The following is a 17,673-nucleotide window of genomic DNA, read 5'->3' on the forward strand; positions in this document are numbered from 1 at the left end:
AGTTTCAAAATTGGCTTTAGCCAAACCGCTTTTAAAAACGAAATACAATTAAAAACTATATTTTACAAATTCGTTTTGGCTAAAGCCGATCCTTTCTATTCCAATCCACGGCCTAAAGGCCGCGGCAATTGAAACTAATCATATTTATGTTTCTGATGCTTCTTTTATCTCTCTAAAAAACCGTAAGCATTTAATTTTTGATTTTGTCTAAATTATGCAAACAACAACTTTTATAGGGTAAAAGAAGCATTGCCGTTTTTTGTATAAACATAAACTACTCTAAATTAAACAGCTACAATTGCCATGGCCTTTAGTCCTTGGTTTTTGAAGTTAATACAGCTGGCTTTAGGCAAAACCTTTTTGAAAATGATGCGCTTCAAGAAACTCCTCATATTCTTGAGCAAACGTTTTCTTTTGGTGATGCGTTTCCTGGTTTGCAATGTAAGCCCTTACTTTATCTATGGCAGAATAACTTACAGATAAGGCAATGTATTTGTCCTGCCATTCAAATTTACTTTTAACCAGGTTTTGTTTGTTTGCCCAAAAAGAAGATTCTCCTTTGATCAGCATCGCTGCTTTGGCAATTGTTTGTTCTTTACCGAGGGAAACAAGCAAATGGACATGATCGGAAACACAATTTAGGGTATCAATAAAAATTTCTTTTTTGATACTATTTGCTTTAATATGTTGCAATAATAAAGGCTTCAACGGTTTCGTAATTAAAGGTTCACGGTTTTTGGTTGCCCAGATGAAATGTATCAATACTTTAGTGTATGGCATGTCAGTTTGTTTTTGGCTAAAGCCTATAACTATTCCTTCAATCCACGGCCTAAAGGCCGTGGCAATTGAAACATACTTCTTTTATCCCGATGCTTCCCACTTTTTCCTTTACCAAATTGAAGGAGCGGCAATTGAAACATACTTCTTTTATCCCCTAAATTTTTACTTATGCTGATGCTTCGCACGATCATACTGCACCGGCCAGGAAACATCCACGCCTAACTGTTGTGCGGCATGCAGCGGGAAATAAGGATCGCGCAAAGATTCGCGGGCAATCAAGATCAGATCAGCCTGTCCTTTTGCTACAATTTCTTCCATTTGTGCGGCTTCGGTAATTAAACCAACAGCCCCGGTTAAAATGCCGGTTTCTTTTTTGATCTGCTCTGCAAAAGGAACCTGGTACCCCGGGCCAATATTAATTTTTTGCCAGGAAACCAATCCGCCGGAGGAACAATCGATCAGGTCAACACCTTTTTCTTTTAAAATAGCTGAAAGTTTTACCGATTCTTCTGCTGTCCAGCCGCCTTCTGCCCAGTCTGTAGCAGAAATACGTACAAATAAAGGCAGATCAGCAGGCCAGATTTCCTGCACCGCAGCCGTAACTTCTAACAAAAAACGGATCCGGTTTTCAAAAGGGCCGCCGTACTGATCTGTTCGCTGATTAGACAAAGGCGACAAAAACTGATGCAGCAAATAACCATGTGCGGCGTGCAATTCAATCACTTTAAAACCAACTTCGATTGATCTTCTGGTTGCTTCTTTAAAATCGTTAATTACTTTGGCAATGCCAGTTTCGTCTAAAGCAATCGGTGCTTCCGTACCTTCTTTATATGGAATTGCACTTGGTGCTACTGTTTGCCAGCCTTCTGATTCGCTGCTTGGTATCAATGCGCTGCCTTTCCAGGGAGATTGGTGACTGGCTTTTCTGCCGGCATGTGCTAATTGAACACCTGTAATCGAACCATGTTCATGGATAAAATCCACAATCTTTTTTAGCTCGGTAATATGTTCATCTTTCCACAAACCCAAATCATCCGGTGTAATCCTGGCTTCAGGAGAAACTGCAGTAGCTTCGGTAATAATCAAACCAGCGCCGCCAACAGCACGGCTGCCCAGGTGTACCAAATGCCAGTCGTTGGCAAAACCGTCTTCGCTGGAATATTCGCACATGGGCGAAATAGCAATTCGGTTTTTAAGTTCTATACTTTTTATTTTTAACGGTTTAAACAGTTCGGCCATGATACTTCTTTTATCGGTAAATTATTTATACAAACAACGCATCTGCTGCTTACGGGTTTGTAACGATAGTACCTCGTAACAGAAATAATTGATTTTACTATCAATAAAACCACAAAAGCTTTAAAAGCTTCTTATCAGAGTCCTTATATTTTTTGTAATTTTGATACCAACCAAACAAAACGATGAATTACGGTGCAATTAATATTGACACGGAAACGATGGGCGGAACACCCGTTTTTACCGGAACAAGAGTACCCATCCAGGCACTGTTCGATTATATTGAAACAGGAGAAACTTTAGATGAGTTCCTGGAAAACTTTCCGTCAGTTAAAAAAGAGCTTGCTCTTCAAGTGCTTAAAATGGCCAGTAAAACGTTAACATCTGAAAAATTATTAAGAGCGTGTTTAAAATTTATTCCGTAATTTTTTATATGCTTCTTTTTTTGGCTAAAGCCGCTACCGGTGTTTATACAACCCACGGCCTGAAGGCCGTGGCAATTTTAAAGCTTGGTTTTACGACAGAACTTTGTTTACTAATGCTGAATTGGCCCTATGCAAACAGAACGTTGCATTCATGTTCAAATGCGGTTGCCGCGGCCTTCAGGCCGTGGATAAAGGATAACCGATAACAGGCTTTAGCCAAAAAAACAAAACATTTAAAAAATATGGTATAAAAGAAGCATCAAACAAAAGGACAAAATTTAAACAGGCCATTTAGTGAAAATTTTGTTTGATAGAAAAAGTAAGGTTGCTTTTAAAAAGCGGTAACCTGCCAAAGATCATGATAGTTTCAGTCAACGATCTGTAAACATCCTACAAATCCACCTTCGGAAAATGTATCTCATATTTCTCCAGCTCCTGTACAATTTCATTTAAAATAGCATAGTTTTTATACCACTTTTTATCTGCAGGAATAATTTTCCAGGGTGCAGCCTCAGAACAACGGTCGAAAATATCTTCATAAACCTTGGCAAATTCATCATGTTTGCTAATTGCTGCGATGTCTTCCTTTTGGTATTTCCAGCGTTTGTATTCGTTGGTTTTACGTTCCTGCAATTTTTCAACCTGTTTATCATGGGAAATATGCAGGTAAAATTTCATTAGTATCGTATTGTTTCTTACCAAACCTGCTTCAAAACAGTTAATCTCTTCGCAACGAGCTTTAATTAGTTTATCGTCGGCCAGCTTTTCAACCGTTGGGACCAGTATATCTTCATATTGCGAACGGTTAAAAATCTGGATCATGCCTTTTTCGGGACATTCTTTGCTGATCCGCCACAAAAAATGATGGGCAAGTTCTTCTTCTGTTGGTGCTTTAAATGATTTTACCCGACAACCAGCAGGATTAACACCCGAAAAAACATGTTTTACCGCACTGTCTTTCCCGGAAGCATCCATCCCCTGTAAAATAATCAGCACATCATACTTTTTTTGTGCATATAATTTATTCTGTATTTCTGCCAGTTCTCTGCTTAGCTTTTTACTTGCCTCTAACGCTTCTTCTTTGGTTATTTTTTCTTTGGGAGAAGTAGAAATATCTGCCAGTTTTATTTTTTTGCTCATGATGCTTTTTTTACAGGCTGAATTTGATCCAGCCTTCTCCTTCATAACCAAAAATAAACTGTTTTGGATTGATTATTTCTGCTAATATTTCCACCGAATCTACAATCCGCGGGCCGGAACGGTTAAAATACTGGTTGCGATCTGCAATAAACAGCTTATCGTTCTTTATCGCCTGCAAATCATTAAAATGAGGTAATTCTAATAACGTGCCCATTTCTTTTAAAGTCCTTTCGATCGAAAAACCGCAAGGCATGATCACTACGATCTCTGGATCAGTGTGAAGCAGTTCAAGCCAATCAATGGCAGGCGAACGTTTTCCGCTTACCGCTAAAACTGATTGTCCGCCTGCAATTTCCACCATTTCCGGTGTCCAGTTTCCGGCCATCATTAATGGTTCTATCCATTCTACACATGCAACCTTTGGTTTTTGGGTGATGAATTTGAGTTTGTGTTTAACCAAATTCATCCGTTCGTGCATACGGCCAGTTAAATCTGCTCCTCGATCCGGCACGCCTAAAATTTCGGATACTGTTTTTATATCGTTAAAAACAGCATTCACGTTATCCGGCTCCAAAGAAATAATCGTTACCGGCCCATCCAGTAAATTTTCCAGGGCTTTTTCTACCTCGCTTAAACTTACAGCGCATACCTCGCATTGTGTTTGAGTGATGATGACGTCCGGTTTTAAACTTTTAATCAGTTCTCGATCTATTTGATAAAAAGAAAGTGCGTCCGTTAAAATACCTTTTACTTGTTTATCAATTTCCAAACTACTCGCATGAGGATCAAGCATCGCAGAAGAACAAACCGGTAAATTTAAAATGGTTTCAGGATAATCACATTCATGCGAGCGGCCAACTAATTGGTCTTCTAAACCCAGTTCACACACTATTTCAGTTCCGGCAGCCAGCAGGGAAATAATTCTTTTTTGATCCACTTATGATAAATTATAAATAGAATTACTATTTTATGATTGCCAAATAGATTGATCTTTCCAATCGACTGGAAAACCCATTGCAGCAGGATCTACAGTACAGTATTTTGATAACAGTATAAACAATTTCTTTTTGAAATTATTTGCAGGATTTACAGTTTGCAACAAATAAATTATCATTGATAGAATGTAGTATGTTTTATTATTGATAGTTGAAACCTTACCATTACGAGTATCAGTTGTAGTTGTAACAGTTAACCATTGAAGATATGGTTTTGCTGGCAAAGCAGGTGAAATGCTTAAAGTTTTATTCCATAATCTGGAATGATGTGCACAAATATTTCTTATATAAACAATGCTATGCAACCATGAAGAAAATGTTGAATTATCTAACCCAAAGTGCTTAGCAATTGCTCTTTTCGATCTTCCAGGTTTAAGATTTTCGTATAAACTTGATAAAGAACCGAACGAAGAAATCTCCAATATCATCCATGATGGAGGCAATGGATTATTGTAATTAACTTTAAATGCTAATATAAAATCTTCTCTGCTTCTCCTGTATTCTTCCCTAAGTTTATCAATTGTACTATTAAACTTTTTAGGGTTAGAAAATAAGTTACTATCATCTATCCAAAATGCACCATACTGATGTGCTAATATATATATCATCTTAGCTCTGATCGCAACTTCAATTTTCTCTAATTCAGAACTAACTAATTTTCTTAATTCTTTATCAAAACAATATAATTGAAAAGATTGGTTAAAAGAAGCATCTGGCTTAAAAACGTGGGAAGATTTAGGTTCTTGTAATAACGGATACCAATAACCGCTTAATCTGTAATAACTAATGTTTTCTAATAAAAAAATAGCTTTTTGGTCGTCTTCGATAACAAGTCCTCGTTCTTTTAATTGCTGTAATTGGTCTTGAAATGATAGAGCCGGTTTTGTATAAGGAACTCTCGGCATAAGTCAAAAAAAATGCCCACCCTGAGCGCGCTGATCTAACGAGAAGCGGGGTGAGCTTGTTAGTACAAACATACGTAATCTTCGAATTATAAAAAACAAGTATTTATACTGAAATTGCAGATTATATGATTCAGTTTACTAAAATAGAGTGTTTCATAATTAATTTCCCAACCTTGAACAACCATCACAACAAACAAAATAAAGGATTAGCCCGCAATCTTCGCAATAATTCTACACGGGCAGAAATTATACTGATACTTCTTTTAGCACTACTTTTTTTAAGCGGATGCACATCAAAAGATCAATCCAATAAAACGGTTTTTAATTTTAACATGGACGATCTGCTTACTTCGCTTGATCCGGCTTTTGCACGAAACCAGAATGCCATTTGGTGCGACAACCAGATTTATAACGGCTTGGTACAAATTGATGACAGCTTAAAAACCAAGCCTTGTATTGCCAAAACATGGGAAGTTTCTGCGGATGGTTTGCGCTATACTTTTCATCTGCGCAACGATGTTTTTTTTCATGATGCAACACAGTTTAAAAATGGGAAAGGCCGGAAAGCGGTTGCGGCAGATTTTGTTTATAGTTTTAAACGGCTTACTGATCCGAAAATCGGTTCTTCTGGTTCCTGGATTTTTAGCGATAAAGTAGCGCTAAAAGAAGCATTTGAAGCGCCTAACGATACTACTTTCATCATCAACCTGCGCCGTCCTTTTCCGCCAATGTTAAGTTTACTTACTGCTCAATATTGTTCCGTTGTTCCGCATGAAGTGGTTGATTTTTATGGAAAAGATTTCCGCGGCCATCCAATCGGCACTGGTCCGTTTAAGTTTAAATACTGGAAAGAGGGCGAAGTGTTCGTTCTCCTCAAAAACGAAAAATATTGGGAGATAGAAAATGGCCATCGACTGCCTTATCTGGATGCTGTACGTGCTTCTTTTATCACCAATAAACAAACAGCTTTTATGGAGTTTGTAAAGCACAACCTCGATTTTTTTAATGATATTGATGGCAGTTACCGCGATGATATCTTAACTAAATCTGGCAAGATCAGTAAAAAATACCAAGGAAAATTTAAGCTTATTACTCGTCCGTATCTTAATACAGAGTATTTAGGAATTTTGGTTGATACCAATTTAGCTATCGTTAAAACTTCACCTCTACGGATTAAAAAAGTACGGCAAGCTATTAATTATGCTATCGACCGCGATAAAATGGTTAAATATTTACGAAACAGTGTTGGCACACCTGGCCATGCAGGTTTTGTTCCGGTTGGAATGCCTGGTTTTGAGCAGCAAGTAGTTGAAGGTTATCACTACAACCCTGACAAATCACGAGCTTTATTGGCAGAAGCCGGCTTCAACAATGCCCATCCCCTTCCGGAAATTTTACTAAATACAACTACAACTTATCGAGATTTAGTTGAGTTTGTGCAAGGACAACTTAATTCGGTAGGCATAAAAACACGTGTAGAAGTTAGTCAGGGTGCGAGTTTAAGAGAAATGATCGCTAAAAACAGCATCAACTTTTTCAGAGGAAACTGGATTGCGGATTATCCGGATGCAGAAAATTACTTATCCGTTTTTTACTCGCATAACAAAGTTCCTTTCGGGCCGAATTATACCAGTTTCTACCATTCGGATTTCGACAAATTATTTGAAGACAGCTATCAGGCTAAAACTGATTCTGCGAGATTTAAATTATACCGGCAAATGGATAATCTGGTGATGGAAGAATCGCCCGTTGTAATTTTGTATTATTATAAGTTAGTGAACTTGTACCAGAACAACATCAGCGGCATCAGCACTAACGGACAGAATTTATTGGTTTTGAAAAGGGTAAAGAAAGGAAGTTGAGGAGAGGGGAAAGTCGGAAAAGTCCGGAAGACCGAAAAAACCGGAATACTAAAAAGACCGGAAGCCGGGAAGAAAGACAAACTTTTCTTTCCGACTTCCGGTCTTTTCCACTTTTTGAACTTCCGGTCTTCCCGACTTTCCGAATGCTTCTTTTATCGGTATAAAATTGTTATTGCCTGCTGCCGCTTCCGGTGCCGCTGCCTGAAGGGATACCGCTGCCGCCTGTATCGCCTTGTTTCAGGTCATCGTTATTAATTCCTTTTTTAGGCTGAACGTTGTAGTTGATCTTACCAAAATTATAACTAAACGTTAAACCAAAAGAGCGGAATGGAAATGCAGTTTTGGTAGTTTGTACCAAATGGTTTCCGGTAATGTTCTGGTCAAAATCGATCGCTTTTTTATATGGCGAAAGTGTGTTAAAACCAATAGTAGCTTTTTTCTTCAGTATCTCTTTTCTCGCACCTAAACCAACAAAACCGAATGACGGATTGGTACCCTGAATGGTACGGCGCGGCGAGTTTAAGATAGCAAAAACTTCGGCAGTAAAACCGCCTTTTAAAGCAAGCGTTCCGTTTGCAAAAACATTGTATAAAATGTAGGTTCCGGTACTGCTTTGCTGCGCCTGGAAAGCGCCGCTTGCATTGGGGTCATAAGTATAGGAATTAATACTGCCCCTGAGTGTCAATGGTTTTATCGGGTTAACAGAACCGAAGAAACTTACGCCCAAAGAATTGTTTTCGCCAACGTTAGCATAAGTGGTGCGGTTAACATTGCGGGTAATATCAGTTCCATTGGCACTGGTTGTGGTATAAGTTACCGGCCCTACCAAACTTTCAATAATATTATTAGTGTGTTTGTAATAAACAGAAGCATTGATAACAGAAGACTTGATAAACGTATTGAAGTTAAACTCTACCGTTTGAGATACCTCCGGCGATAAATAAGGGTTTCCAACAGATTGGTTCTGTACGTTGCTGGTATTTAAAAACGGATTTAAAAACTGCAAGCTTGGCCGTTGTATCCTTTTAGTATAGCTGAGTTTAAAAGTCTGGGTGCTGTTAAACGTTTTGGATATGGCAAAACTTGGGATAAAAGTAGTATAGCTGTTATCAAATGGCACCAAACCTAATACTGTATTAGCAGATTTTCCTTCAATCTGTGTATTTTCTACCCTTGCACCAACTTGTAAGCCAATACTTTTAGGTAAAGTAAAACTGAAAACGCTGTAACCGGCATACACATCCTGATTGTAATCATAATCGTTGGAAGTAGTTGGGTTATAGGTAAATTCCCCACCATTAAGCTGGTTGTAAAAATCAGAATTACTGTTGATACGACGAAAAATAGACTTACCGCCTGCTTCAATTTTAAGCACTTTGTTTACCGGTAAACTATAATCTGCCTGAAGCGTGTATTCATTGTTCTTCCCATCATTATTGGCCTGCTGGTTCTGAAAGGTATTGGTTGATGAACCGACAGGTGTATATAAAGAAGTATAATCTACCTCAGAAATACTGTGGCTCCATTGTCCGGCTACAGAAAGTTCATGCCCTTCTTTTTTAAATTTATGGGTATAAGCAGCATTCCAGTCGAAACCGCCGAAAGTAGATTTGCTGTTGGTGTTGTTATAATAAGCCGAATTATACTTAGGGTCTGTGGTAACGTTGTTGATATCGCTATTCGTTTTAAATCCGCCCTGGTTAAAACGAATGGTTGAAGTGATGCTGTTAAAATTATTAAAATCATAATTTACAGAACCCGAACCAGTGCCTGCATAACGCTTAACCTTGCTTAAAGTAGTTTGGTTAGTTAGCGTTCTGGAAGTATCGTTATAACTGTAAAAAGTAGATGGCGTAGTTTGCGGCCAGGTATAATTACCGCCAATATTAGCTGTAACTGTTAAACGGTTTTGCTTAATGTTAAGATTAATGTTTCCGTTATTTTGCCTGGTACCCACGCCGCCGCTTACAGAACCGCTTACACCGGCAACATTTTTATTTTTGGTGATGATGTTGATGATACCGCCTGATCCTTCTGCATCATATTTTGCGGATGGAGAAGTGATCACTTCCACATTTTTAATCTGATCGGCAGGTAAAGAGCGCAAAACATCAGCTAAATTATTCGACATGGCACCGGAAGGCTTGCCGTTAATTAATACACGTACGTTTTGGTCGCCGCGTAAAGCTACGTTTCCGTTAATATCTACAGATAATAAAGGCACTTTTCTTAAAATATCTGTAGCATTACCTCCGGCAGAAGTAACGTCTTTCTCAGCATTATACACAATTTTATCAATCCTGTTATCAATTAGCGGCGCATCAGCAACAATATCTACTCCTTTTAACGTACGTCCAGATGGAGACAAACGGATAGCGCCCAGATTAGCATCGGGTTTGCCGGGCGTAGTGGTAACCGGATCGATAGTTTTTGTTGGATAACCAATAAAACTTACCGTAATTTTGTATTTGCCGTTATTGATATTATTAATCCTAAAACCGCCTTTCTCATCGGTAACTACTCCGTTTAAAGGTACTTTTCCGCCACTGCGATATAAAGTAATGGTTGCATAATCAATCGGTTTTTTAGTAACCGAATCTATAACCGATCCCGAAATCCTTCCGGTAACAGAGGAACCGCCGCCAGGAAACTGGGCCCGGGCAGAAAGGGTGAAGGCAAATAAAGAAAAAAGTAAAAATAAGCGTTTCATTAATATATTTTTTGGAATTGGAGATGCAAAAGTGGGAATTGTTACAGCGTTAAAAGAAATTTAGTTGTAAAAGAAGCATTACCTGGGAAGAAGACTGAGAGGTGAAAGGACAAAGGTGAAAGCCTGAACCGTATCGGCCTTTCTCCTTTTACCTAAAAACCCTTAACCTTTAACCTCCTCAAACAACCATATTTACAATACGGCCTTTTACCACAATTACTTTTTTAGGGGTTTTTCCGCCAAGATATTTCTGCACATTTTCATCCGCTAAAACAAGCGTTTCTACTTCTTTCGGGTCTAAACTAAGCGGAATATTCAAATTAGTTTTTGTTTTTCCGTTGATGGAGATCGGGTACGAAAAAGCATCTTCCACCAAAAACTCCGGGTTAAATTTTGGATAAGTTGCGTAAGATAAAGTTCCGGCTTCATTGCCCAGCAACTTCCACAATTCTTCGCAAATGTGCGGTGCATAAGGCGATAGAATAATTACCATATCCTGCAGGATGCTTCTTTTAGCACACTTTAATTCGGTTAGTTCATTTACCGCGATCATAAAGCTGGAAACGGAAGTGTTGAACGAGAAACGCTCTACATCATCTTCCACTTTTTTAATGATCTTATGTAAAGTTTTCAGTTCTGCTTTTGTTGGTGCTTCGTTTATCACCCTAAAATTGAAGTTGTCGTCATGGAACAGTTTCCAGAATTTCCGCAGGAATTTGAAAACACCTTCGATCCCGTTGGTGTTCCAGGGTTTAGATTGTTCCAGCGGACCTAAAAACATTTCGTACATCCGTAAAGTATCCGCGCCATAACGTTCAATCATTTCATCCGGATTGACTACATTGAACTTGGATTTGGACATTTTTTCTACTTCTGGCTTAGTGTAGAATTTATCATCGCCGTTTGAGCCTTCAAATTTTTTAAAACTACCATTTTGCCAACATCCACCAGAACACCAGAAAATCGCATTTTTGAACTCAGGGCGCCATTCAATGAACTTATGTATATCTAATTCATGTGTAAGTGAATTAACACATTTTATATCTACATGATGCTGAGAAGTTGCGTAGAGAACCTCTGCTTTGGACCATTCAGTATTTACTAAAGTTTCATCAATACGTTCTCTAACATTTTGACTTATTATTAATCTTTCAGTATTAGGAAAATTAAATTGTAATCCTTGAATCATGTAAAAAGTTGACCCAGATGTACCTGAAATATTAATTTTTTCAGATACGCCCTGAATCATTCCCTGGTTAATCAGCTTTTTAAAAGGTTCCTCTTCTACTACCAAACCCAAATCTTTTAAAAACTTGTTCCAGAAACGGCTGTACAGTAAATGTCCGGTTGCATGTTCGCTGCCGCCGATGTACAAATCCACATCTTTCCAGTAAGCTATAGCTTCTTTTGAGGCAAATTCCTGCCCGTTTTTCGGATCCATGTAACGGTACCAGTACCAGCTGCTTCCCGCCCAGCCTGGCATGGTGCTTAATTCGTATTCAAATTCATTTTGGTATTTCCAGTTTTCTGCACGGGCCAAAGGCGGTTCGCCGCTTTCTGTTGGCAAATATTTATCCACTTCCGGTAAAACCAAAGGCAGTTTGTCCTGATCGATTAATTGTGGCAAACCATCTTTGAAATATACCGGAACAGGTTCTCCCCAGTAACGCTGCCGGCCGAAAATAGCATCGCGCTGGCGGTAGTTGATTTTTGCTTTTCCGGCGTTCAGTTCTTCCAGTTTGACAATTACCGCAGCCGTTGCTTCTTTATATTCCATTCCATTGATAAAACCGGAATTGATATAATGGCCTTCTTTCGTGGCATCTGCTTCTTTTAGCACATCTTTTTGTGTATCTAAAATGGCAACAATCGGCAAATTAAAATGTGTAGCAAAACGATGATCGCGCGCATCTCCGGAAGGAACGCCCATTACCGCACCGGTCCCGTATCCTGCCAAAACGTAATCGGCAATCCAAACCGGAATTTTCTTTCCGTCTAAAGGATTAATCACATAACTGCCTGTAAAAGCGCCGGAAACGGTTTTAGTATCGGCCATCCGGTCCAGTTCCGATTTCTTTTTCGCCTGATCGATGTAGGTATCAATATCCGCCTGCTGACCTGGTGTTGTTAGGGATTTTACCAGTTCATGTTCCGGAGCCAATACGACGAAAGTAACACCGAAAATGGTATCTACACGGGTGGTAAAGACTTCGAGCGAGAGCGAAGATTGTGGAGCGGGGAGCGGACTTGCAAATTCGCTCTTTTCACTCCCCGCTCCCCGCTCTGGGTTCGCTCCCCGCTCAATCCCAAACCGCACCATCGCGCCAACACTCTTCCCAATCCAGTTACGCTGCATTTCTTTCAGCGGTTCCGGCCAGTCGATCGTATCCAAACCTTGCAGCAAACGCTCGGCATATGCCGTAATGCGCATGCTCCATTGCATCATTTTTTTTTGTTCGACGGGATAACCGCCGCGTTCAGAAAAACCGTCTTTCACTTCATCATTTGCCAAAACCGTCCCTAACGCCGGGCACCAGTTTACGGTGCTTTCGCGGAGATAGGTTAAGCGATATTTCAGCAGTTCCTCCTGCTTTTTTTGGTCGGTAAAAGAAGCATACTCCTCCGCAGAAAAACTTAAAACATCTTCATCGGATGCTGCTTTTACCGCATGATTTCCTTCAGCTTCAAACTTTTGAATTAAGGTTGATATAGATTCTGCCTTGTCTGTTTCCAGGTTGTACCAGGAATTGAACAATTGCATAAAGATCCACTGCGTCCATTTATAATAATCGGGCGAACTAGTGCGTACTTCACGGCTCCAATCAAAAGAAAAACCAATCTGGTCTAACTGACGGCGGTAAGTGGCAATATTTTGTTCGGTAGTGATGGCAGGATGCTGACCGGTTTGTATAGCGTATTGTTCTGCAGGAAGCCCGAAAGAATCGTAACCCATCGGGTGCAGCACGTTAAAACCTTTTAAACGTTTGTAGCGTGCAAAAATATCCGAAGCAATATAACCCAGCGGATGTCCAACATGCAAACCGGCGCCCGAAGGGTACGGAAACATATCCATCACGTAATATTTAGGTTTGGAAGAATGGTTTTCTACTTTAAAAGTCTGGTTTTCGGCCCAAAACTTTTGCCATTCGCTTTCTATTTGTCTGAATTGATAATCCATTTTCGCTTTTCCGGGAATTGAACCGCGAAATTAAAAAAATCGGTTGGTTAAAAATTGATTATTCGGAAGTATCAGTTTTATAGTGGTAAAAGAAGCATGTAAAGTCAATATTGTACATGCCTTTTTCAGGAGAAGTATTTTTCACTTCTTATATCTTTGCGCATGCAATTTATTGATAAAATCAACTTCTATCTCGATAAACAATCCAAATCACAATTGGATAAAGGCAGACGGATTGCTTCTTTTAAAGCAGTTAAAATAAAGGAAGGCGACGACAAAGAAAGTTATGAACTTCAAGTTCCAAGCGAAAGCAGCAGATATAATTATACTGTTGATATTTACGATATTGAAAGTTCTCCTGATCTGGGAATTATGTGTGAATGCCCGGCGTTTTTCGACCATGAAGATTGCAAACATTGCGTTGCCGCCGCAATTACTATCCGAAGAAGATTATCATCAGATGTTACAGAAATACCGATAATAGCAACACCCGAAGTAAAAGAAGGAAAACAAATTAAGCTTGACCAAGACGGCTATTTTCATTTTACAATGGATAGTATTTCTGGTTATACTTTACAAAGGCTGGCCGGCAATCCAAGTCAAAGCGCTATAAATAAGATCCTGAATAATTTAAAGCCCGGGCCTTTAAATATGCCCCACCAATGCTTTAGTTATTATGAGAAATCGAAAAAGGTTTGCGATGTGGATATTGTGTTTGATAGAAATAACGGCTTTAAAACACGCTGTACCTGCAGCGATAAAACCTATCCTTTATGCAAACATGTGTTTGGCGGCTTTGCTTACCTGGAGTATCATTACAACAGGTTTTATTTTAATCGTTTTAAGCTTTTTACCGACGAAAAAAATAAAATCCTGGCTAATTACGGCCTCAGCCTGAACGATCCGGAAGCAAAAGATTTTGAATGGCAGGTTTCCCCCTGGGGAGAACTAACCCTGATAAAAAAGCCAGCTTATTTAATTTCGGCCGGCAATATTGTGTTTTTGCAAGGCATTAAACAAAGTATTTTAGGAAATGCCACAACCAGGTATAATATGCTTAGGCTGCAGCTTCCTGCCAGTACAATGCTGGATTTTGAAATTGGCTTCCTTTTTAATTTCACCTCTGCCAGGCATATTGGTTTTGAACTGGAAACGGTTTTTGTACGCGAAAAGAATGGCAAACAGGACCTGAAAAAATTGGTGCTGCACAATCAAAGCAACCTTCCTTTTTTACAATCTCTGAGTGATGATATTTTCTATCAACTCCTGGAATTCAGCGATCAGAAATTAGTGGAATGGATGGCGCAAAAAGGTAATTCCTACTTAAATAGTTACGCAAATCCCTGGAACCAGATCAGTGAGCCCGACAGAGAGCAGTTAAAAAAACATTACCTGGAACTTTTGCAAAACTTATGGCCAGTGCTTTGCGAGGAACCTTTTGTTTACCAGTTAAACGAAGGACGCTTTAGCAATGCCAATATTCAACCTGTAAAATTAAGTAAAACGCCAGTCCAATTATTTTTTACTGTTGATGCAGATGAACGTTTTATCACCATAAAAATCGATTTTATTTTAGAAGGTGTTGATTTGTTAGCAAATCAGGCAAAAGTTTTAAAAAGCGGGCTTATTTTAGAAGCAGACAACACACTTTACCTGTTGCAAAACCCGGAAGACCTGCTGCTTGCTCAAAACTTTGCCGGCGGTTTGCTTAAATTTCCAATTGCCGACCAGCTCGAAATTATTCGAAACATCATACTTCCTTTACAGGCAAAATATTCGGTTATGGTAAGCAATTCCCTCAACTTTGATGTAACCGGACCGGAACCGCAGCCGCAGTTGCTTTTAAGCGAGTTTGAAGATAAATTTTTGATGCTGAAACCCCGCTTTTTATACGGGGAAACTTTAATTGACTATGATGACAACCAGGAGCATATCCAGCAAAGCGAAGGGGCAATCAAAATTTTAAAAAGAAATAAGCCCGAAGAAAAAAAGCTGTATGAATACCTGCGCACCCTGCACCCTAAATTTGCATCGCAGCGCAACAACCTTTATTACTTTTTGCCTTTTGCAGAAGTGATGAAAGGCAACTGGTTTTTAAACATGATCCAGCAGGTGCAGGAAGCTGGTTTTCCTGTTTTTGGCTTGCAGGATTTAAAAACCTTCCGCTATAATACCCATACGCCAACTTTTGACATTGAGGCCGGCAGCGGGATCGACTGGTTTGACCTGAAAATAGAAATCCACTGGGGCGAGCAGCAGGTTCCGCTTGCAGCTATACGCAAAGCTATTTTAAACAAACAGGAAGCTGTTTTGCTGGATGATGGCACGCTGGGCATCATCCCGGCCGAATGGCTGGAGCAATACGGTTTATTGCTGAAAGTTGGTAATGAAAAAGAAGGCAAAGTACGCGTGAGCAAGTTGCATTACAATTTGCTGGATGAACTGGGCGATAAGTTAAACAACCAGGATGTGCAATTAGAAATAGCCGAAAAAAAACGAAAACTGGTCAATTTTAGCGAAATGCAAACGCATCAGCCGCCATCCGCTGCCATTAACGCGCAGTTAAGGCCATACCAATTGGCCGGTTTCCAGTGGTTGCAGGCGCTGGACGAGCTGGGCTGGGGCGGCTGCCTCGCTGATGATATGGGCTTGGGGAAAACCTTGCAGGCCATTACCTTTCTGCAATTCCTGAAAGAGAAAAAACCCGGCGGTACACAACTGGTTGTTTGCCCCACTTCGCTTATTTTTAACTGGGAAAACGAGCTGGATAAATTTGGCCCGGACTTAAAATACCATACGTATTACGGCAACATGCGCAGTTTTGACGACGATCATTTTGAAAAATTCGACGTTATTTTAACAACTTATGGTGTGGTAAGGCTGGATGTAGAACACTTATCCAGGTTTAGCTGGCATTATATTATTCTGGATGAAAGCCAGGCGATTAAAAATCCTGATGCCCAGGTTACTAAATCGCTGCAATTGTTAAAAGCCGAAAATAAACTCATCCTCAGCGGTACGCCTGTTCAAAACAATACTTATGACCTTTTTGCACAGTTTAATTTTATCAATCCCGGTTTCTTAGGTCAGCGTGAATTTTTCAAGCAGGAATTTGCAAACCCGATTGATAAGTTTGGCGACAAGCTAAAATCAGAACAATTACGGCGTATGGTTTATCCTTTTATGCTGCGGCGGACTAAAGAGCAGGTAGCAACGGATTTGCCTGACAAAACCGAAACGATCTTGTGGTGCAGCATGAACAAAGGCCAGCGAAGCATTTATGATGAGTATAAAAATTATTACCGCAACATGCTGCTCAAAAAAATCGAGGAGGAAGGTATGGGAAAATCCGGTATTTATGTACTGGAAGGATTGCTGCGGCTGCGCCAGATCTGCGACCACCCGGCATTGATAAAAGAGGCAGGCGAAGCAACAGCCGAGTCTGTAAAAACGGAAGAACTGATGCGCGAAATCCAGGAAAACTCCGGCGGGCACAAGCTGCTGGTATTTTCCCAGTTCACCGAAATGCTGCAACTAATCAGCAAAGAACTAAAAAAAGCCGATATACCTTTTTGTTATTTAGATGGGAAAACAGCGGCTGCCAGCCGCAAGGCAGAAGTAACCCGTTTCCAGGAAGACGAAAACATCAAGGTGTTCCTGATCTCTTTAAAAGCTGGCGGTGTTGGCCTGAACCTGACTGCTGCGGATTACGTTTACCTGGTTGACCCCTGGTGGAACCCGGCTGCCGAGCAACAGGCGATAGACCGAACGCACCGCATCGGGCAAACCCGTAAAATTTTCGCCTATAAAATGATCTGCAAAGACACCGTAGAAGAAAAAATCCTGCAACTCCAGCAAAAAAAGAAAAACCTGGCAGATGAGCTGATTAATGAAGAAAGTGGCTTTGTAAAAAAACTGACCAAGGATGATATCGCTTTTTTATTTAGTTAAGGGAGGGTTTTGCACAAAAAACCGATCGGTTAAAAATTGATTATTCCTAAGTATCAGTTTTATAGTGGTAAAAGAAGTATGGAATGCTTTCTTTAACTTTTTGGTCGGGCAAAAACATGTTCTTTTTCCACACGTAATTGGCAAGGTATAAAAATCAATAGATTTTGATTTTTGAGAGAAACCTGCAGAAAAAGACTGCCAAAAAGAAGTAATAATGTCAGTAATTAACAACCCAAATTACTTACGACCTAAAATTAGTCCGCCTACTGACACCGCCCTGACAAATTGACAATTATTTTTTTACAGCTGTTTTTACATGAATTTGAAACTGTGTAACATCTATTTTAAAAAAATAAAGGCCAATTTTTTCGGCCGTTTAGAATAATAATCAACTTAGGGAATTATTTTATAATTTTTATTGGACGAAAAATACTTCCAATCTACCTTCTCCCAACTTTTATTTTTCTTTCTCATTTAGCAGAAGCAAAAAA

Annotated in this window: 10 protein-coding genes; 3 read left to right on the forward strand and 7 right to left on the reverse strand. The window is 39.6% G+C overall.

Going from position 1 to position 17,673, the window contains the following annotated elements; all coding sequences use genetic code 11:
- Positions 1 to 345 precede the first annotated feature (345 nt).
- Both tnpA and namA read right to left on the reverse strand, forming a co-directional pair.
- Positions 346 to 780 carry an IS200/IS605 family transposase gene (gene tnpA, locus GO621_RS08410; RefSeq protein ID WP_157565978.1) on the reverse strand — a complete coding sequence of 145 codons (435 nt, stop codon included), beginning with the start codon at positions 778 to 780 and terminating at the stop codon, positions 346 to 348.
- Between the two features lie 162 nt (positions 781 to 942).
- Positions 943 to 2,019: an NADPH dehydrogenase NamA gene (namA, locus tag GO621_RS08415; protein ID WP_157565980.1), complete on the reverse strand. Its 1,077-nt coding sequence runs from the start codon at positions 2,017 to 2,019 to the stop codon at positions 943 to 945.
- 182 nt (positions 2,020 to 2,201) lie between these two features.
- Between namA and GO621_RS08420 the strand changes: the two genes are divergently transcribed.
- Complete coding sequence (locus GO621_RS08420) at positions 2,202 to 2,441, forward strand: DUF433 domain-containing protein (RefSeq protein WP_157565982.1); 240 nt, start codon at positions 2,202 to 2,204, stop codon at positions 2,439 to 2,441.
- 390 nt (positions 2,442 to 2,831) lie between these two features.
- Here the strand turns inward: GO621_RS08420 and GO621_RS08425 are convergent, their stop codons facing one another.
- The 3 genes from GO621_RS08425 to GO621_RS08435 are packed head-to-tail and all read right to left on the reverse strand — an operon-like array spanning position 2,832 to position 5,481.
- Positions 2,832 to 3,581, reverse strand: a complete 750-nt coding sequence (locus GO621_RS08425) for a PPK2 family polyphosphate kinase (RefSeq protein ID WP_198170181.1) — start codon at positions 3,579 to 3,581, stop codon at positions 2,832 to 2,834.
- Positions 3,582 to 3,591: 10 nt separating this feature from the next.
- Positions 3,592 to 4,518, reverse strand: coding sequence for a cobalamin-binding protein (locus GO621_RS08430; protein WP_317163413.1), 927 nt, complete (start codon positions 4,516 to 4,518; stop codon positions 3,592 to 3,594).
- 30 nt (positions 4,519 to 4,548) lie between these two features.
- The gene (locus GO621_RS08435; RefSeq protein ID WP_157565985.1) at positions 4,549 to 5,481 is read right to left on the reverse strand and encodes an Abi family protein; all 933 of its coding nucleotides are present in this window, start codon (positions 5,479 to 5,481) and stop codon (positions 4,549 to 4,551) included.
- Between the two features lie 173 nt (positions 5,482 to 5,654).
- On the opposite strand from GO621_RS08435, the gene GO621_RS08440 reads away from it, so the two are divergent.
- Positions 5,655 to 7,343: an ABC transporter substrate-binding protein gene (locus GO621_RS08440; RefSeq protein WP_317163414.1), complete on the forward strand. Its 1,689-nt coding sequence runs from the start codon at positions 5,655 to 5,657 to the stop codon at positions 7,341 to 7,343.
- Positions 7,344 to 7,512: 169 nt separating this feature from the next.
- On the opposite strand, the gene GO621_RS08445 is transcribed toward GO621_RS08440, so the two are convergent.
- Both GO621_RS08445 and GO621_RS08450 read right to left on the reverse strand, forming a co-directional pair.
- The gene (locus tag GO621_RS08445) at positions 7,513 to 10,053 is read right to left on the reverse strand and encodes a TonB-dependent receptor domain-containing protein (RefSeq protein ID WP_157565990.1); all 2,541 of its coding nucleotides are present in this window, start codon (positions 10,051 to 10,053) and stop codon (positions 7,513 to 7,515) included.
- 178 nt (positions 10,054 to 10,231) lie between these two features.
- Complete coding sequence (locus GO621_RS08450) at positions 10,232 to 13,231, reverse strand: leucine--tRNA ligase (RefSeq protein WP_157565992.1); 3,000 nt, start codon at positions 13,229 to 13,231, stop codon at positions 10,232 to 10,234.
- 162 nt (positions 13,232 to 13,393) lie between these two features.
- Between GO621_RS08450 and GO621_RS08455 the strand changes: the two genes are divergently transcribed.
- Complete coding sequence (locus GO621_RS08455) at positions 13,394 to 17,182, forward strand: DEAD/DEAH box helicase (RefSeq protein ID WP_157565993.1); 3,789 nt, start codon at positions 13,394 to 13,396, stop codon at positions 17,180 to 17,182.
- The last annotated feature ends 491 nt before the right edge of the window (positions 17,183 to 17,673 follow it).

It is taken from the genome of Mucilaginibacter arboris, from assembly GCF_009754915.1.
Classification (GTDB): Bacteria; Bacteroidota; Bacteroidia; order Sphingobacteriales; family Sphingobacteriaceae; genus Mucilaginibacter_A; species Mucilaginibacter_A arboris.